At 65.1% G+C, this 17454-nt stretch carries 16 protein-coding genes and 1 tRNA gene; 2 read left to right on the forward strand and 15 right to left on the reverse strand.

The window, feature by feature from the left end:
- Positions 1-6 precede the first annotated feature (6 nt).
- The 8 genes from CXY78_RS16535 to CXY78_RS16575 form a co-directional block, all read right to left on the reverse strand.
- Positions 7-2466 (reverse strand): RNA helicase, encoded by a 2460-nt coding sequence (locus CXY78_RS16535; protein WP_092340157.1) that lies wholly within the window; start codon positions 2464-2466, stop codon positions 7-9.
- A gap of 38 nt (positions 2467-2504) precedes the next feature.
- Positions 2505-3257: a twin-arginine translocase subunit TatC gene (tatC, locus tag CXY78_RS16540; RefSeq protein ID WP_092340218.1), complete on the reverse strand. Its 753-nt coding sequence runs from the start codon at positions 3255-3257 to the stop codon at positions 2505-2507.
- Between the two features lie 45 nt (positions 3258-3302).
- Entirely contained in the window at positions 3303-3560 is a 258-nt protein-coding gene (gene tatA / locus CXY78_RS21915; protein ID WP_092340156.1) for a twin-arginine translocase TatA/TatE family subunit, read from the reverse strand.
- Positions 3561-3606: 46 nt separating this feature from the next.
- On the reverse strand, positions 3607-3921 hold the full coding sequence (locus CXY78_RS16550; protein WP_104090298.1) for a hypothetical protein: 315 nt from the start codon (positions 3919-3921) through the stop codon (positions 3607-3609).
- Positions 3922-3924: 3 nt separating this feature from the next.
- A complete protein-coding gene (locus tag CXY78_RS22195; RefSeq protein ID WP_369827335.1) occupies positions 3925-6069 on the reverse strand; it encodes a helix-turn-helix transcriptional regulator in 2145 nt (714 codons plus the stop codon).
- 66 nt (positions 6070-6135) lie between these two features.
- A complete protein-coding gene (locus CXY78_RS16565) occupies positions 6136-7074 on the reverse strand; it encodes an FKBP-type peptidyl-prolyl cis-trans isomerase (protein WP_092340154.1) in 939 nt (312 codons plus the stop codon).
- Between the two features lie 120 nt (positions 7075-7194).
- The gene (locus CXY78_RS16570; RefSeq protein ID WP_104090300.1) at positions 7195-8196 is read right to left on the reverse strand and encodes a tRNA (adenine-N1)-methyltransferase; all 1002 of its coding nucleotides are present in this window, start codon (positions 8194-8196) and stop codon (positions 7195-7197) included.
- Positions 8193-8960, reverse strand: coding sequence for an HAD family phosphatase (locus tag CXY78_RS16575; RefSeq protein WP_255410062.1), 768 nt, complete (start codon positions 8958-8960; stop codon positions 8193-8195). The genes CXY78_RS16570 and CXY78_RS16575 overlap by 4 nt, the downstream gene beginning before the upstream one ends.
- 81 nt (positions 8961-9041) lie before the next feature.
- Here CXY78_RS16575 and CXY78_RS16580 point away from each other — a divergent pair, with 81 nt between their 5' ends.
- On the forward strand, positions 9042-10010 hold the full coding sequence (locus CXY78_RS16580) for a PAC2 family protein (protein ID WP_092340152.1): 969 nt from the start codon (positions 9042-9044) through the stop codon (positions 10008-10010).
- Between the two features lie 3 nt (positions 10011-10013).
- Here the strand turns inward: CXY78_RS16580 and mshC are convergent, their stop codons facing one another.
- The 3 genes from mshC to CXY78_RS16595 all read right to left on the reverse strand — a co-directional run bounded on the left by mshC (position 10014) and on the right by CXY78_RS16595 (position 13681).
- Complete coding sequence (gene mshC / locus CXY78_RS16585; protein ID WP_092340151.1) at positions 10014-11321, reverse strand: cysteine--1-D-myo-inosityl 2-amino-2-deoxy-alpha-D-glucopyranoside ligase; 1308 nt, start codon at positions 11319-11321, stop codon at positions 10014-10016.
- A 66-nt stretch (positions 11322-11387) separates the two neighbouring features.
- The gene (locus tag CXY78_RS16590) at positions 11388-12242 is read right to left on the reverse strand and encodes an undecaprenyl-diphosphate phosphatase (protein WP_104090301.1); all 855 of its coding nucleotides are present in this window, start codon (positions 12240-12242) and stop codon (positions 11388-11390) included.
- A 71-nt stretch (positions 12243-12313) separates the two neighbouring features.
- A complete protein-coding gene (locus CXY78_RS16595; protein WP_104090303.1) occupies positions 12314-13681 on the reverse strand; it encodes a M20/M25/M40 family metallo-hydrolase in 1368 nt (455 codons plus the stop codon).
- A 106-nt stretch (positions 13682-13787) separates the two neighbouring features.
- On the opposite strand from CXY78_RS16595, the gene CXY78_RS16600 reads away from it, so the two are divergent.
- Positions 13788-13872: transfer RNA gene (locus CXY78_RS16600), tRNA-Leu, on the forward strand.
- Positions 13873-13962: 90 nt separating this feature from the next.
- Here the strand turns inward: CXY78_RS16600 and CXY78_RS16605 are convergent.
- The 4 genes from CXY78_RS16605 to CXY78_RS16620 form a co-directional block, all read right to left on the reverse strand.
- A complete protein-coding gene (locus CXY78_RS16605) occupies positions 13963-14838 on the reverse strand; it encodes an ABC transporter permease (protein ID WP_092340148.1) in 876 nt (291 codons plus the stop codon).
- Positions 14825-15799, reverse strand: coding sequence for an ABC transporter ATP-binding protein (locus CXY78_RS16610; RefSeq protein ID WP_104090304.1), 975 nt, complete (start codon positions 15797-15799; stop codon positions 14825-14827). Before CXY78_RS16610 ends, CXY78_RS16605 begins: the two co-directional genes overlap by 14 nt.
- A complete protein-coding gene (locus CXY78_RS16615) occupies positions 15796-16902 on the reverse strand; it encodes an outer membrane lipoprotein carrier protein LolA (RefSeq protein WP_104090522.1) in 1107 nt (368 codons plus the stop codon). Before CXY78_RS16615 ends, CXY78_RS16610 begins: the two co-directional genes overlap by 4 nt.
- A 91-nt stretch (positions 16903-16993) precedes the next feature.
- Complete coding sequence (locus CXY78_RS16620; RefSeq protein WP_092340146.1) at positions 16994-17374, reverse strand: hypothetical protein; 381 nt, start codon at positions 17372-17374, stop codon at positions 16994-16996.
- Positions 17375-17454 lie beyond the last annotated feature (80 nt).

Raw genomic sequence — 17454 nt, forward strand, 5'->3', positions numbered from 1 at the left:
GCGGGTTCAGGCCACCGAAGAGTAGGCGACAATGCCGCGACGGATGGCGTCCATGGCGCTCCGAGCGGTTGATCCGACCTGGGCGTCGCCGGCGATGGACAGTTGGTCAAGCAGATCGATGGTCTGTTTGGTCCAGCGCACGAAATCGCCGGCCGCCATCTCGGCCTCGTCGAGCACGTCGGCGAGCGACGCGCCGCGGGCCCACTTCCACATGGCGAGGCTGAGGCCAACGGCGAGCGGATTAGTGCCGGGGAGCTTGTGGTCACGCTCGAGGTCGTCGATGCGATTCCACAGCTCATGGGTGTCGTCCAACGCCGGGCGAAAAGGCCCCTTCGGCAGGTAGCGGGCATCGATGAGGCCCTCTTCACGTCGCGGCTCGAAGACGAGCGCGCAGGCCATCGCAGCGAGACTCGCGGCGTCGAGTTCGTTCCACAGGCCGCGGCGCAGGGATTCAGCAACCAGCAGGTCCCGTTCGGCGTAGATGCGGCGCAGAATCCGTCCGCTTTCGCTGAGCGCGATCGCACCGCTGGCATCGGATTCGAGATAGCCGTAGCCGAGCAGCACGTCGGTCACCCGGTCGAAAACGCGGGCGATCGCCCCAGTGCGTTGCGAGATTTGCTGGTTGAGGGCATCCGTCTGGCGTTTGAGCTTGAACCAGCGTTCCGCCCAGCGGGAGTGTGCCTCGCGATCTGCGCAGTGGTGGCAACCGTGGGCACGCATCTGTTTGCGGAGGCTGGCGACCTCACGCTGGCGTTTGTCGCGTTCCCCTCGCTGGGAGTTGTCGGCCTTGGTGCCCTCGCGCTCCACCTCGGTGAGACGCCGACGAATGGCCGAGTACTGCTCAAAATCTCCGAGGTGGCAGGTCATGCTGGTCTTGAACCCGGCCAGAGATTCCTCCTGCTGGCGCACGGAGCGGGCCAGATCGACGACGGCGCGGTCGGCCTGGAATTGGGCGAACGACGACTCGAGCACGCCGCGCGTTCGCGTGACCCCGAACTGGTCGATCAGATTGACGGCCATGTTGTAGGTCGGTTTGAAACTCGAATTCAGCGGATAGGTGCGCCGAGAGGCGAGCGAGGCGACGGCCTGCGGGTCGAGTCCCTGGGCCCACTGGATGACCGAGTGCCCAAGGGTGTCGATTCCGCGGCGACCGGCCCGACCGGTCAGCTGGGTGTACTCCCCCGGTGTGATCGGCACGCGCGCCTCACCGTTGAACTTCTCCAGTTTGTCGAGCACGACCGTGCGGGCAGGCATGTTGATGCCGAGGGCAAGCGTTTCGGTGGCAAAGACGGCCTTGACCAGCTTCTTCTGGAAGAGCTCCTCGACGACCTCCTTGAAGGCCGGCAGCAGACCAGCGTGGTGGGCCGCGACTCCGCGTTCGAGCCCGTCCAGCCACTCGAAGTAGCCAAGCACGCCGAGGTCTTCGTCCAGTAGGGTACGGCATCGATCGTCGACGATCTGGCGGATTTCTTCACGCTCGTGTTCCTGGGTCAGGCGTACCCCCGAACGGAGCACCTGTCGCACGGCCTGGTCGCAGCCGACCCGGCTGAAGATGAAAAAGATGGCCGGCAGCAGATGTTTACCGTCGAGCATACGCACGATGTCGCCGCGGTCCATCCGGCCGGCATCGAACTGAGGACGCTGCTTGTCATGACCCCGGTAGCCCCCGGATTGGCCGCCCTGACGACCGGAACCTCGGCCGCGCCCGCCGGCCGAACGTCCGCCGGCGTGTGCCAGACGCACGAGTTCAGGATTGACCCGATGCGTACCGATCAGTCCGGTGGAGTCGAACAGATCGAGCATATTGTTCTTGACCAGCACGTGCTGCTCGAGCGGAACTGGTCGCTCCTCAGACACGATCACGTCGGTCTCACCGCGCACTGCCTGCAGCCAATCGCCGAATTCTTCCGCGTTCGACACCGTCGCGCTGAGCGACACCATGCGCACCTGCTGTGGCAGATGGATGATCACTTCTTCCCAGACAGCTCCGCGAAAGCGGTCAGCGAGGTAGTGCACCTCGTCCATCACCACGAAGGCCAAGTCGGTCAGCAGATCGGAATCGGCGTAGAGCATGTTGCGCAGCACTTCTGTGGTCATGACCACGATGCGCGCCCCCGGGTTGACGTTGCTGTCTCCGGTAAGCAACCCGACCTGGTCAGCGCCGTACTCGGCCGCGAATTCCTGGAACTTCTGGTTGCTGAGCGCCTTCATCGGGGCCGTGTAGAACACCTTTGCACGGGACCGCTGCATCGCCAGGTAGATCGCGAATTCGGCCACGATCGTCTTGCCGGCTCCGGTCGGCGCCGCAACGAGCACGCTGTTGCCCGCCTCCAGGCACGCGCAGGCTTCACGCTGGAACGGGTCGAGGTCGAAGCCCAGGCCGCGCTCGAACCCCTGCAAGAGTGGCTGGGCGGCCCGGATGCGCGCAGCCGAGTACCGTTCGGCCGGCGATTGCGTGTGAGTCACGTGATCCTAACAATTACTGCAACGAGTCTCAGGTGAGACTAAAGCGCGAATTCTTTTTCGAAGGCGAGCACTTTTCTGGCCGCGCGCCGATCGTGCAGCCAAGCGATACCGTAGGCGGCAAAATACAACATGACCATGGGAATGGCCAGCAGGAACATTGACACCACGTCGGCGGCCGGGGTGGCGATCGCCGTGAACAGCACAATGACCAGAATCGCGATCCGCCAGGACTTGATGATCGACGCTGCGCTGATGACCCCGGCGAAGTTGAGCAGCACGATGAACACGGGCAGCACGAACGCGATACCGATCGCCACGACGAGCTTGAGCACAAAATCGAAGTAGCCCTGAGCGTTGATGAACGCCGAATCCTCCGTGGGGGCGAAACTCGTCATGAGCTCGACTACGTGCGGCAGGACGATCCAACCCGCGGCGCAGCCGGCCAGGAACAGCGGAATGGCCGTGAAGAGAAACCCGAAGGTGTATTTTTTCTCGGTTCGGGTGAGCCCCGGTACCAGAAAAGCGAAGACCTGATAGAGCCATACCGGGCTGGACACAATCAGACCGACGTAGAGCGAAATCTTCAGTTTGAGGTCGAAAGCGCTCGTGATGTCGGGGTAGTTGATCTGGGCGTTACGATGCTGGGCGTTGATGATGGCGTAAATGGGTTCACGCAGCTGATCCCAGACGAAGTCGGAGAGGAACCAACCCGCAATGGCCCCGATGAGGAGCCCGGCAGCAGCCAGGTAGAGGCGCTTGCGCAGTTCGATCAGGTGCTGCCCCAACGACATCTTTCCCGCTTTGGTCGCACTCCGCTCGGCGCGGACCATGCGGCGCTAAGGCTTCGCGGCGGGGTCGGTGGGGCCGACCGCGGTGGAGCCGGACGTCGTCGACGCGTCGTCGCCCGTGGTGCTCGTTGAGCGAGCAGGCGCGTTCGGATCGGGGTCGACCGCGTCGCTCTTGATCTCACTCTTGAAAATTTTCATCGACTGCCCCAGGCTGCGGGCGAGTCCCGGAAGCTTGGGCGCACCGAAAAGAAGCAGGACGACGACAAGGATGATCAGGAAGTGCCATCCGGTCAGGTTTTGCAGCATGAGGGTGTGTCCTCTGTGTCAGCGAGTATTGCAGCGGGCGTGGCGGTTAACGGGCGTGCCGCATCAGTTTACCCCGCACGATCCGCGCGTCGCGACGCACCTGGTTTCGGTGGGTGCGTTCTGCACGCAGTTGCTCGACCCTTCCCAGCAGCACGGCCGAATCTGCGAACACGGCCGGGATACCGACAGCAGAAGCCGCCAGCCCATCGAATTCGCCCGTGGGCAACTGACCGCGGAGCGATTCCAGCGCCTGCAGGGTGCCGCGAGCCTTCCGAAACAGCGAGAGGGCAAACCAGCTGAGCAGTGCGAGCAGTCCCAGTGTTAGACCAGTCCAGATGAGCAGCCACGACCACCACGGCATCGGCTACTCCTCCTCCGTCGGGCGCTGGCGGTCGGCGGCGTACTGGGCGAACCCGGCTGCGGCCCAGTCAGCGACCGCCTGGCGTGATTCGGCAGGTTCGAGAACGGTGACGATGCCGGCCAGGCCGGTGACCAGACGCTTGAGCGCGTGGGAATGGGCGACGCGCAGTGTGGTGCGAGTGCGTTCGCCCGATCCGACCGGCTCTGCGCGTTCGGGGCGGTAATCCGCCAGCAACGGCAGTGCCGTGGTCGGGAGCTCGAGTCGCACATCGACGTCTGTGGTCGACGCCTGAAACAGGGTATCGGGCAGAACCAGGTCGGTCGGGTGCGTGCTGCGTGGCACGTCCGTCACGCGCGGTTCGCTCATGCGGTCCAGTCGGAACGTTCGGACGGCTTCGCGGAGGTGGCACCAGCCGCGCAAGTACCAGTCGTTGTCGACGGACTCTATGCGCAGCGGGTCGACAAGCCGGTGTTCCTGGCCCCCGCGAGCGTTCAGATAGTCGAACTCAACCTGCATCTGCGTGCTGAGCGCCGTCTGGACGATGTCGCGGGTGGTGCCGGCATCGCGCTGGGCGACGGCCACCTGGGTCGGGGGCGCCGATGCGCTGCGGGTCAGCTTGGCCATCAGCGATGCGATGGCGTCGGTATCGGCATTGTCGGGCAGCGCCGACAGGTATTGTAAACCGGCGATCAACGCCGCGGCCTCGCGGGCGGAGAATCGCGGGGAATCGTCGATGGCGACCTGATGCGTGAGCACGATCCGATCGTTTGTTTCGAATTCGTCCCAGAGGATGTCAAACAGGTCGCCGTGCAGGTACTGGCGGGTCTCCCCGGGGATGCCGGACAGGGCAATGAGGCTGACCAGACCACGAACCCGTTCCGCCGACAGATCGAAGTGCTTCGCCACCTCGGTGACACTGACGCGCCCCTGATCGATAAGGTACGGAACGAGGGACAGCAGCAGCGTGAGCTGGTCGCCGGCCACCCGTGGTTGGGAAGCTGCACCCGACCGCGCGCGCAGCGACTGTGTTCGGCGGCGAGGCGTACTTCCGGACGATCCGGCGGGCCGGGGGCCCGCATGAGCGTCCCTGACGGCGAGCAGCCGATTCTCCACCGCGGTGCGCAGGGCGAGCGGACTCTCGACGACTACTTCCGGGCCAAATCCGGCCAGTTCGTCGGCGAGGATATTCAGGTCGGTGAAGTGCAGGAGGCGCTCGACTCCGGCGGACTGCTGGCCTGGGGGTACCGGGTGCTGCGCCGCCTGGCGCGCGCCGAGACGAACAGCGGCGTCGGACCCGGGTACGACGGCGATGCGGGCGATATTACCGGCCCAGAGAGCCTCGAGTTCGGCCAGGGCTCGAGCACTGTCGGTCGCACAATCGATAACCGGACCCGGAGTCGCGTTGGCGACCGCAGCCGCTGTGCTGACGACTGCGACAGCGCCGACGATGCGAGACAGCAGAAACGTGCGTGGGGCGTGAACGGCCTCATCCGTGGCGTACAGGTGCCAGCGGCCTTCGTGCTGCACGAGCGCGCGCGGAGCAACCACACGACGCGCCGGTGTGGTTTCCCCCGGCTTGAGGTACAGAAAAACCACGACCTGCGCACGGTCAAGCGCCTTGCTGAGTGGTTCGAAACTCGCATCGCGCGTGCGCAGTAAGGGCGCGTAGCCGAGTACCGGTTCGCTCGGTTCAATGCCGAGCGAGTTCAACTTCATCAGGGCACGGCGAGACTCCCCCGACAGGGATCCTTCGCGCCACACCGTGCCTGCCAGTTTCAGGAGGGACACCTCGCTGGGAGTGAAGGTCACGTCGGCGGGCAGGTCGTAGAGACCCTTCGGAATTCGATAGCGCAGAAAGTGGTTACTTCCCGGATCGTCCGGGGGCTCAATCGTCTCGAGCGGAATGCCCAGCTCACGGAGGTCGTCCTTGTCGCGTTCAAACTGGCGCTCCAGGCTCTCGTTCGAACCGGCGGGTACATAGCGCTGCCGGTAGCCCTGAACGTTCTGGAGGATGTCAGCCTTGGTCAACCCCGAATCCGTCGCCACGAGGGCCAGGACCAGGCTGAACAGTCGCTCAGGAGCCGTGATCGCCGATGGTTTGGGACCGGTTTCCTCGGTCGAATCGGGATGCAGAGGCGTCGAAGTCACTGTGTGATCCTATCGCCCGAACCAGGCGTCAGACGCGGTGGCACGGGCGCGGTGGGAACGCCACAATCAGTTGATGCCCAGAATATCGACCGAGTACACCAGCGTTGAACCAGCCGGGACCTGGCCCTGCGCCGCTGGGCCAAAGCCCAGCGCTGGCGGAACGACAACGACCAGCTGGGAGCCAACGGTTTGACCAGAAATCGCGGTGGCCAGGCCCTGCGGAAGGTCAGAAAGTGGCACTACCCGAGGCGTTCTCGTCGCCCACGTGGACTCGAAGACCTTGTCACTCGCCCACAAGAGGCCGGTGTAGTGGATCACCACGGTAGCGTCTGACGCGACCTTCTCGCCGGTTCCCTTCTTGAGCACGCCGAATTCCAGCGCTTTCGGCACATCACCGGAGGGAAGGACGATTCCAGGGGTGCCGTCGGCATCGAGGACGACGGCAGGAAGACCGTTCGCGACGGCCTGGTCGGCTCCATCTGCTCGCGGCAGGAAGGCCTTCACGATGTCAACGACGAGCACGAGAGAATCCGTCGCGCTGACGCGCAGTTGATCGTTGACGCCGATGCCGTCGTCCGGCGCGATGACGACCGCGATGCGCTCACCCACGCGCGCACAGACCAGACCGGCGACAAATCCGGGATTGGTAGCATCGCCCAGTCCGAACTCCACGGCGGTACTGCCGTCGAAAGCGCTCAGCTGCAGAGGCTCGCCGGTCGTGCCGTTGTACAGGTTCGACTCGACGGAGACCATCTGGCCGGGAACGACCTGCGGCCCTGAACCCGCGATGATTTCGGTGCGCTGCGTAGTGGATGACTTCAAGGGTGTCGGAAAGCTGATGTCCGGAACAGCGCCGAAATCACCGGTCACCGAGACCAGTTTCGACGCGGCGCCCGAGGGCGCCCCAGCGTCACAGGATGCCTGAGCAGTGCCGGGGCCGGCACACGCGGTCAGTGCCGTCATCACGAGGCCGGCGGTGATGATCAGCGCGGATGCTTTGCGCACAGGTCCTTCTTTCAGTACAGGGTGGTGCGCAGCGTGGATCTGTTGCGCGGGTGTGAGGGGTGCGGGTGCTACGGGGGCGCAGGCTTCGGCGTGGTACAACCAGAAGGGCCGGGACTCATCCTAACCGGCGTTGAGGCCTCGGGCCTTGGAAAGCTCCGCGCTGGATCCCGCGGCGCGCACGCGCTTGCGCATGACCTTCGCGCTGACGTTGCGCTCACCGAGCGCTCCCGGCGTCCAGGCTTCGACATCGGCGTCGCTGAAGTCCGTCTTCGACGGACGCCGCTTCAATTCGGGCAGGATCGTGTCGGGCGCGAGGCGACGAGCCGTGATCAGAAAACCGGTGTGGCCGATCATGCGGTGGTCGGGTCGTACCGCGAGACCTTCCACATGCCATCCGCGAATCATCGTTTCGTTGGAATCCGGATTGGTGTAAAAACCGGTACCGCGGATGGCCTCGGCCACGCGGGACAGCTGCGTCACCGTGGCGACGTAGCAGAGCAGCACTCCCCCGGGCTTGAGAGCTTCGGAGACTGCGCCCAGGCATTCCCAGGGCGCCAGCATGTCCAGGACCACCCGGTCGACGCTGTGCGACGGCATGGTGTCGGGCAGCGTCTCGGCGAGGTCGCCGAGCGTGATGGTCCAGTTCTGCGGATCGTTTCCGAGGAAGGTGGCGATGTTGTCGCGGGCGACATCGGCGAATTCTTCACGCCGTTCGAAGGATGCGAGACGGCCGGCCGGTCCGATTGCGCGAAGCAGCCAGAGAGACAGTGCCCCGGAACCGACTCCGGCCTCGACGACAGTGGCACCGGGAAAGATGTCCGCCTGCGCCAGAATCTGGGCAGCGTCCTTGGGATAGATGATGGCGGCACCGCGCGGCATGCTCATCACGAAGTCCACCAGCAGCGGGCGCAGCGCGAGGTGTTCAACGCCGACGTTGTTGGTGACGACCGAGCCGTCGGGCTGCCCGATGATGTCGTCGTGCGCGAGAATGCCGCGATGGGTGTGAAAGGTCAGACCTTCCTGAAGGGTGATGGTGTTCATGCGCCCTTTGGGCCCGGTGAGTTGCACCCGGTCGCCAATGCGAAAGAGTCCACTGTTTTGAATAACCTGGTTGCTGCTCATGCGAGTGGTGCGCTTTCGTTGCGGGCGAACCCGGTGGGGGCGAGAGAATGAACGGGAGCGGCCGAATCGGAACGCTCCGAGGAGTGGAACAACGCCGCAATGTCGTGGATCGTTCGCCCGTCGAGCGTCGACCAGCGCGTGTACAGGGCGCTCTCCGGCAGGTCGATCTGGTGGGGAACGGCGATGGTGATGGTGCCGGCAGCGACGGCGGATTCGACACCGGGCCCGGAATCCTCGATCGCGATGCATTCCGCCGGGTTGACGCCGAGTTGCCGGGCGGCGACCAGGTAGGGATCCGGATGCGGCTTGCTGTTTTCGACCATGTCGCCGGCGACGACAACGTCGAAGGCTGCAAAGTCGATGAGGTCGATGATCTGGCGGGCCATCCGCTCCACCGACATGGTGACGAGCGCAGTCGGCACGCCGGCCACCTTCAGCTGCTGCAGGAGCTCACGAGAACCGGGACGCCAGGGAATGCCGTGTTCGGCCAGCTGCTCCTGCACGCGGTCGGTGAGGCGCGCGACGATGGCATCCGGGGTGAGGTCCACCCCGCGCGATTGCAGGATCGCTGCCGAGTTCCACAGTCCGGACCCGACCAGCAGCATGCCGTCGTCGTGGGTCCAGACACCGCCGAATTCGGCTACCAGCTCGGTTTCCGCGCGCATCCAGTACGGTTCGGTGTCAACGATCGTGCCGTCCATGTCCCAGAGGACAGCGGCGGGGAGGGAAGCGGGCGTGGGCAGCGGCAGAGGAAAAACATTCACGGGGTTCAAGTGTAGGGCCACCGCCTATCCTTGACTGAAGGCCCTCCACGCGGAAGGCACGAGGAATTGAGGACAAACACGGTGGCTGACGGTAATGGGTTTCTGGGCGGACGGCTGCTAGTCGTTGCTTTCGAAGGCTGGAATGACGCCGGCGAGGCCGCAACGGGCGCGGTTCGCGCGCTGAAGGAACTCCTCGACGTCGAGATGATCACCGAGGTCGATCCGGAGTTGTACTTCGATTACCAGTTCAATCGGCCGACCGTGTCAACCAATGAAGATGGCGTGCGCTCGCTCGGCTGGCCGAGCGCGATCATGTACGGCCCGACGAATCCCGGTGTGGCCGGTGTGCCGCTGGCCGACGACGCGCAGCTGCGCGTCAGTGGAACGAATGCTGGCAACATCTACCTGCTGATCGGTACGGAGCCGTCGCGCAGTTGGAAGAGTTTTGCCGCGGAGATTCTCGACGCCGCCCTCGCCGCTGACGTGAGCGGCGTCGTGTTCCTCGGGGCGATGCTCGCCGATGTTCCGCATACCCGGCCCATTTCGATCTTCGTGTCGAGCGATAACGCCCAGGTGCGCGCCGAACTGCAGATCGAACGCAGTAATTACGAGGGTCCGGTTGGCATTCTCAGCGTTCTGTCGGACGCCGCGGAGACGGTGGGAATTCCCACCCTGTCGATTTGGGCATCCGTTCCCCACTACGTGCACAACGCACCGTCGCCCAAGGCGATGCTCGCTTTGATCGACAAGCTGGAAGAGGTCATCGACGTGGTGATCCCCCGGGGCGTGCTGGTAACCGAGGCCGCCGATTGGGAGAGCGGTATTGATGTGCTGGCCGGTGAGGATGAGGAGATGGCCGCGTACATCGCCCAGCTGGAGCAGGCCCGCGACACGGTCGACTCGCCGGAGGCGAGCGGCGAGGCCATCGCGCAGGAATTCGAGAAGTACCTGCGCAAGCGCGGTACCGACGGACGCGACGGACGTGCCGATGGTCGGCCAGACGGCCGCTCCGACGGGCCCGGCACCAGGCCCGACGGGCCACGGCACTAGGCCTTACAGAGCGACGCCGAGGAGAGCGCTGATGGCCTGATTGACCAGTGCGACGTCATCGAGCTCACTGGCGACCGCGTCGTCAATGAGCTGCAGGGCCTGTGGTGTGTCCAGGTCGTGGCGCAGTGCGAGGCGGAGGGCGTCGACCAGAGCGGCAGCCGAACCAGGTGTTGCTGTACTGGCGGCACCCTCGGAGGCGTTCACGGCGACCGTGCCGAGCGACGCAGCACCGAACGCCGCCGACCAGGCGGACAGGCGCGCGACGGCCTCGTCCAGGAGCGCGGCGGTCCATTCCCAGTCGGTTCGGTAGTGCCGGGCCAGCAGAGCCAGCCGGATCGCGCGCGGGTCAAAATTCTGGGCACGAAGTCTCGAGACCAGTACAAGGTTGCCGAGGGACTTGCTCATCTTCTCGCCCCGGTAGGCGACCATGCCGGTGTGGCTGTAGACCCCGGCGAGCGGATGCCCGGACAGCGCCTCCGCGTGCCCGGCGCTCATATCGTGGTGCGGGAAGATCAGGTCTGATCCGCCACCCTGCACGGTGAAGTCGGTCCCGAGCTCTTTGAGGGCGATGACCGAACATTCGATGTGCCAACCGGGGCGCCCGGCGCCGACGGGCGATTCCCAGACGGGTTCGCCGGCGCGCGCCGCCTTCCAGAGCAGGGGGTCGAGGCGATCGCGCTTGCCTGCCCGGTCGGGGTCTCCCCCGCGCTCGGCGAAGAGTCGGAGCATGCTGACCGGGTCGAGGTTGCTCTCGTCGCCCAGGGTCCAGTCCGTGCTGGCTTCGGCGGCCTGAATATCGAAATAGAGGTCGGCGGCGATCGTTCCGTCGGCGCCGGCGATGGCGTCGTCGGTCGGTACCGGGTAGGCCAGTCCGGCTTGCTGCAGCAGCGCGACGGCAGCGGCGACCTCGTCAATGACCTCGGTCACGGCGACGAAGTCGTTCGGCGGAATGATGCCGAGGGCCTGCATGTCGGTGCGGAACAGATCAACCTGGGACTCGGCCAGGTCGCGCCAGTTGACGCCGGTGGCGCTCGCCCGCTCCAGGAGCGGGTCGTCGACATCCGTCACGTTCTGGGCATAGTGCACGCGAAACCCGGCGTCGATCCAGACCCGCTGCAGGGTGTCGAAGGCGAGGTAAGTGTTTGCGTGGCCGATGTGGGTGGCGTCGTACGGCGTGATGCCGCAGACGTAGAGCCGGGCTGCATCGCGTGGCTGGGCCAGCACCAGGCTGTCAGTTTTCGTATCATGGAGCCAGGGTGCACCCGACTCGCCGGGGACGGAGACAATTTCGGGTCGTTCCCATGCACGCATTGAACCAGCCTAGCTTTGATGCGGCAGTGGTTTCGCGCCCCGGCCGATCGGGCCGGGGCGTTATGGCTAGGCCGAGATGACGTTGGTGCCGAGAAGCACGAACAGCACGATGCCCAGCACGATGCGATAGATCACGAACGGCAGAAAACTCCGCTTAGAAATGTAGTTCATGAAGAACGCGATGACTCCGAGGGCGACGATGAAGGCAATGACCGTCGCGACCAATATTTCGAGCGGTCCGAAAATCTCCGGAGTACACGTCGTCGCGCCGGCCAGGCAGGGATCGGCGATGGACTTGTAGACCTGGTAGAAGCCACTACCAAGCACGGCGGGAATCGCCAGCAGGAAGGCGTAGCGGGCCGCTGCGGCGCGCTCGTAGCCGAGGAACAGCCCGGCGGTGATGGTTCCACCCGAGCGGGACACGCCGGGGATGAGCGCGAGTGCCTGGGCGAAACCATAGATTGCGCCGTGCCCGTAGGTAATGTCTCGCAGTTGGCGCCTCTTGGCACCGACGTGGTCGGCGATGCCAAGCAGGATTCCAAAGACGATGAGCATGGTTGCGGTGATCCAGAGCGAGCGCAGCACGGTCTCGATCTGGTTTTGAAACAGCAGGCCGAGCACGATGATCGGCAGCGAGCCGAGGATGATCAGCCAGCCCATGCGGGCATCCGGATCCTTGCGGGAAACCCGGCCGGTGAGGGACTTGGCCCACTGGCCGATGATGCGCACGATGTCACGCCAGAAGAAAATGACGACGGCAGCCTCGGTGCCGATCTGGGTGATGGCCGTGAACCGAGCCCCCGGGTCTTCACCGGTGCCGAGAAACTGGCCGACGATCGTGATGTGGGCACTCGACGACACCGGAAGAAATTCGGTCAACCCCTGAACGAGGCCCAGGATGATCGCATTCAGAAAGTCCACGCGCTTCGCTTTCTCAGATTTTTTTCAGCTGACGCCGACTGAGCTCAAACCCGTTGGGATCGAACCTGGTGCTAGTAACTGGAGAACAGGTCGGTCAGAACCTGCCTGCCAAACACTAATGCGTCCAGCGGCACCCGCTCATCCACTCCGTGGAACATCGCAGGAAAGTCCAAGTCGGCCGGGAGGCGAAGTGGTGCAAAACCGTAGCCCTTGATGCCGAGCGTGCTGAGCGCCTTGTTGTCGGTTCCCGCCGACAACAGGTAGGGCAACACCGGGGCTCCGGGGTCGTGGCGCTCCAGAGTGCCCACGACGGCCTCGATCAGCGGTCCGCTGAATTCGGTCTCCAAACCGATATCGCGGTGCATCGTGACGATCTCTATGTCGGAACCGACAATCTCCTGAATCTGGGCGAGTACGAGGTCTTCCTCGCCCGGCAGCGATCGAATGTCGATGAGGGCTTCGGCCATGTCCGGGATGACGTTGTGCTTGTAGCCGGCGGTCAGGCCGGTGGGGTTGGCCGTCGTGCGCAGGCTGGCCTGGATGAAACCGGAAGCCGTGCCGGTTGCCAGGGCGAGTTCGTCGGGGCCGACCCGCTGCGGATCGACATCGAGAATGCGAGCGATTTCGCCGAGCAGCTGCTCGGTCGTATCGGTCAGGCGAATCGGCCACTCGTGCCGTCCGAGTTTCGCCACGGCGCCTGCAAGTCGGGTGATGGCGTTGTTCGGGTGCATGCGGGAGCCGTGTCCGGCCTCGCCGCGCGCGACGAGCTTGACCCAGATCAGCGCCTTCTCCCCGGTTTGCAGCAGGTAGGCGCGTTTGCCGCCGAGCGTGATCGAGTAGCCACCGACCTCGCTGATGGCTTCGGCGGCTCCGTCGAACAGGTGCGGGTGTTCCTTGACCAGAAAGTGCGAACCAAGCACGCCGCCGGCCTCTTCGTCGGCGAAGAACGCGATGACGAGGTCACGCTCCGGTGCGCCTTGGGCGGCGATCACGTCTTGCAGGGACGCCAGGATCATGGCGTCCATGTTCTTCATGTCGACGGCACCACGACCCCAGAGCAGTCCGTCCTTGATGACGCCGGCGAACGGATCAACGCTCCAGTTGGCCGCGTCGGCCGGCACAACGTCGAGGTGACCATGCACGACCAGGGCGCTCCGCGACGCATCGCGGCCCTTCACCCTGGCCACCACGCTGGTTCGGCCCGGTTCGGAATCGAACAGCTCGGGCTTCAGGCCGAGGCCGCGCAGCTTCTCGGCCACGTACTCGGCGGCATCCGTTTCGCCGTTGGAGCGACCCTCACCGTAGTTCGTGGTATCGAAGCGGATGAGATCCCGCGCGATTTCGGCGGTCAGGTCGAGTTTCTGGGCGACCGCTGCGGGCGGGCTACCCACTGAATCAGCGGAAGTTGCGGCCGGGGGCACGTTCGAAAGGGAAGCCATGGTCAAACGCTACCCGTCGGCGCCGGCGCCGGTGACACAACGGGTGTTCTAATCCGTGCTAAGTTATTACCTCGGCAGCCGGTTCATCCGGAGGCCGTTTCACCCAGTCCGGGTGGCGGAATTGGTAGACGCGCTGGCTTGAGGTGCCAGTGCCCGTTAAGGGCGTGTGGGTTCAATTCCCATCTCGGACACGGAGATTTCTTTCGAGAAATCAACGAGGACTGGTTGAGACAGTTCACAGGGCCGGATCCATTGGATCCGGCCCTGTCTCGTTAACTCCGTCAGGACAGGATGTCCTTGGTCACGAAACGGCTGTAGGCCAGCGCCCCGAAAACGGCCAGGTAACCCAGCTGCACGATCGCATTCTGACCGAACGAGCCGAGGTCGAGAGGCTGCCGCAGCAGGTCGGCGAAACCGAGCCAGTAGTGGCTGAACAGCCACGGGTGCAGCCAGGACAGCTGCGGAATCACATCGAGGATCTGCGCGACCACCGAGACCACGATCGTCGCCGCCATGGCCCCGACGGGAACGTCGGTGAGCGTGGAAATGAACAGCCCGATCATCGACAGGCCCAGCAGGGACACCGTGACATAGGCCGCCACCAGCAGTGAGCGCGCGAGCGACTCGCTGACGCTGATGGTGTCGCCGGAGAGCAGCGTGACCGGGCCGACCGGGAAGAGCGCGGCCCCGATAATCGCTCCGGACACCGTGAGGGTCAGCGTCGCCACGAGGCAGAACAGGGCAGCTCCGGCATATTTGACGAGCAGGAGCCGCACACGGCCGGCCGGCGCCACCAGCAGGTAGCGCAGGGTGCCGAGGCCGGCTTCCCCGGCGATGGTATCCCCGGCGACCACACCGATGGTCAGCGGCAGGAACAGCGGGATAGCGACGACCATGGCGGTGAAGCCCACGAAAAGACCGTTCTGGGTCACTCGATCCAGAAACGGCGGTCCCTCCCCCGGGGCCAGCGCCTCCGACGACAGACGCACGGCCACAGCGAGCAGAATGGGGATGAGCGCCACGGCGACCAGCATGGCCCAGGTGCGGCGCCGACGAAACAGTACCGAGATTTCGGAGCCGAGCAGCGACCATCCGCTGCCGCGGCGCGCCGACACTACGCTCGGGCGTTCGCCCGGCAGAACCTCACTGGACGACATCGAAACCCTCCCCGGTCAGTGCGACGAAGCTTTCTTCGAGGCTCGGTTCCTCGATCGCGAAGCCGCGAATGCGCACTTCGCTGGCCACGAGAGCCGTCACGATCGCCTCCGGCAGCCAGCTCGTGCCGACGAGCGGCGCGGTTACGATCGAGTCACCATCATCAGGCGATCCCGCCTGCGGCATCAGACCGAGGTGGGTGAGCACGCGCACCGCGCCCGCGGTATCCGGGGTACGCACGCGGATCCGGGTCTCGCCGACCGCACGCAGAGCGGCCAGGGTGCCCTGGGCGACGATGCTGCCGGCGCTCATCACGGCGGCGTGCGTGCACATCTGTTCGACCTCGGCCAGCAGATGGCTGGAAACGAACACGGTCGTGCCCTCGGCGGCCAGTGAGCGCACCAAGCTGCGGACTTCCCGGGTGCCCTGGGGGTCGAGTCCGTTCGTGGGCTCATCGAGGATGAGCAGCTCCCTGGGGAGCAGCAAGGCGTTGGCGATGCCCAGCCGTTGCTTCATGCCAAGTGAATAGGCGTGCACCTTCTTGTCGGCGGCGTGGGTGAGGCCCACGCGTTCCAGGGCCAGCTGCACCCGAGCCCGGCGGGTCGCTCCTGGCGCGTACTGATCGGCGGTGTCCAGCCGCCGCAAGTTGGCCGCCCCGGAGAGAAAGGGATAGAAGGCGGGACCTTCAACCAGGGCGCCCACGCGGGGCAGAACATCGTGCAGCCCGGCCGGCATGCTCCGACCGAGCACGGTGATCGTTCCGCTGCTGGCCTGGCTGAGGGCCAACAGCATGCGAATCGTGGTGGTCTTACCGGAACCGTTCGGACCGAGAAAACCGAAGACGGAACCGCGGGGAACGGCGAGGTCGATGCCGTTCACCGCGGTTTGGCTGCCAAACCGTTTGGTCAGCCCCCGACTCTCGATGGCGAGGCTTGGGGCGGGCGGGGTGAGCGCCGGGGTCACTCGGCGGCGGCCTGGAGCTGCGCCAATGGAACTGCCCCGGCGAAGACGCGACCGTCGGTGGCCAGGAATACCGTCAGGAGTGACGTGGTCAGTGTACGACCGCCGGCGACGGGTTCGGTGAGCTGCTCGAGCATGGGATTATCGCCCAACTCGGCCGGTACGGCGAGGGCGGGCACCTCGATGATGCTGGACCAGCCGGTGCCCGTGATGACCGGGGACCCTCCCGCTGCCGGGCTGTGGTCGCCCGTGTCGCTGGCGGCAGAGCCGTCGGGCTTGGTCGGGAAGGCCGGGGTCGTCACCGTGGCGGTAACCGGCGGCACGAAGTCGAATAGGTCAGCGTTTGGAGCGGAGAAGTCAATGGTGGTGAAGCCCACCTGCAGCGCGGGTGCGCTCTGGCCCCGGGCCTCGACGGTCACTTGCAGCGGCAGGCCGGTCTCGGAGTCCACCGCGATTGAAACGGATGCGACGAGGGTGTCGGTCGCTTTCGGCGTCAGGACCAGCTGATAGACGTTACGGCCGGCGACCCGGGCGTCGGTGCCCACCGAGACCGCTGTGCTCGGGTCAAGGTTGGCGAGGAAACGTTCGGCGACCTGAGCCGGAGATGACAGGTCGGCCGGGAGCTGTGACTCGAGTTCGGCGGCCTTCGCCTGGGCGGTGGCGGCAAGATCGGCCGGAATGCTCAGATGAGTCGCCGCGTTCGTGCTCGAGTCGTACAACCAAACGTCGCTGCCGTTGTGCACGACATCGCGCTCAGCCATCCGGTCCTTGATCTGCACGCGGGACTGGCTCTCGCCACCGACGTACACACGAAACTCGTGGGAGCCGCTGAGCAATTCGAGGGCCGTGCTCACGGCAGCGGCCGACGACGTGCCGGGCATTCCCGCGCCCAGGTCAAGACTGGGCAGGCCCAGATCAGTGGTTTGGGCGACCGTTCCGGAGAAGGTCGACACGGTGCTGTCGTTGACCAGGAGCAGAACCTGCTCGGCCGTCTTGTCGGGCAGATCGACGGCAGCACCGGCCGCAAGCGGCGCGGCGATGACCGCTGCGACGACAACGGCCGGCACGACGATGGCAGGGAGCCACTTCAATGAATTGCGGGACATGATCAACGGCCCGATGCGTTCAGATTCATACCGTGATCGTACGCCCTGCGCGGTGCCCATCGGCCACGCGATCAGCGTACTTTCAGCAGGGTCAGGTCGGTTCGGGCGGGCTCAGCGCCTCATCGGTGATGCCGATGAACTGGCTGCCGATGCCGTCACACTCGGTGCGGCCAAAACCGGCGGCCGGTTCGGGCAACTCATCGAAGCCGTGGTTGGAGCAGCTGATGTAGGTGAACGTCGGCCACCATTTCTTGGGGCGAACAGCTTCGGTGTACCCGCAGATCGTGCAGGTCAGCTGCGCCCAGACGGGCTTTTTGCCGGTGCGATTGGCTCGCGACTGCACCAGCCAGGCCGGCGGTTCGGCCTCTAGTTTGGCGAGCTGGCCCTCGCTGAGGCGTGAGGGAATTCCGTGGCGTGCCGCCATTTCCAACGGTATGTCCAGGCGCAGTGCTACTTCTCGTCGCGTAATCATCTTTGGACAACGATAGGCGCTCGGCTGGGCCCGCGCAGCATCCGCTCTCCCCTGCGGATCCGATTTCGACCGCTATGGGA

It is taken from the genome of Cryobacterium sp. N19 (assembly GCF_002929595.1).
Taxonomy (GTDB): domain Bacteria; phylum Actinomycetota; class Actinomycetes; order Actinomycetales; family Microbacteriaceae; genus Cryobacterium; species Cryobacterium flavum.

What these genes read in the sequence shown, in the direction of transcription:
- tatA (WP_092340156.1), bottom strand. Translation starts at nt 3,560, where the DNA reads ATGCTGCAAAACCTGACCGGATGGCACTTCCTGATCATCCTTGTCGTC.
- CXY78_RS16570 (WP_104090300.1), bottom strand. Translation starts at nt 8,196, where the DNA reads ATGAGCAGCAACCAGGTTATTCAAAACAGTGGACTCTTTCGCATTGGC.
- CXY78_RS16605 (WP_092340148.1), bottom strand. Translation starts at nt 14,838, where the DNA reads ATGTCGTCCAGTGAGGTTCTGCCGGGCGAACGCCCGAGCGTAGTGTCG.
- CXY78_RS16615 (WP_104090522.1), bottom strand. Translation starts at nt 16,902, where the DNA reads ATGTCCCGCAATTCATTGAAGTGGCTCCCTGCCATCGTCGTGCCGGCC.
- CXY78_RS16595 (WP_104090303.1), bottom strand. Translation starts at nt 13,681, where the DNA reads ATGGCTTCCCTTTCGAACGTGCCCCCGGCCGCAACTTCCGCTGATTCA.
- mshC (WP_092340151.1), bottom strand. Translation starts at nt 11,321, where the DNA reads ATGCGTGCATGGGAACGACCCGAAATTGTCTCCGTCCCCGGCGAGTCG.
- tatC (WP_092340218.1), bottom strand. Translation starts at nt 3,257, where the DNA reads ATGTCGTTGGGGCAGCACCTGATCGAACTGCGCAAGCGCCTCTACCTG.
- CXY78_RS16620 (WP_092340146.1), bottom strand. Translation starts at nt 17,374, where the DNA reads ATGATTACGCGACGAGAAGTAGCACTGCGCCTGGACATACCGTTGGAA.
- CXY78_RS16550 (WP_104090298.1), bottom strand. Translation starts at nt 3,921, where the DNA reads ATGCCGTGGTGGTCGTGGCTGCTCATCTGGACTGGTCTAACACTGGGA.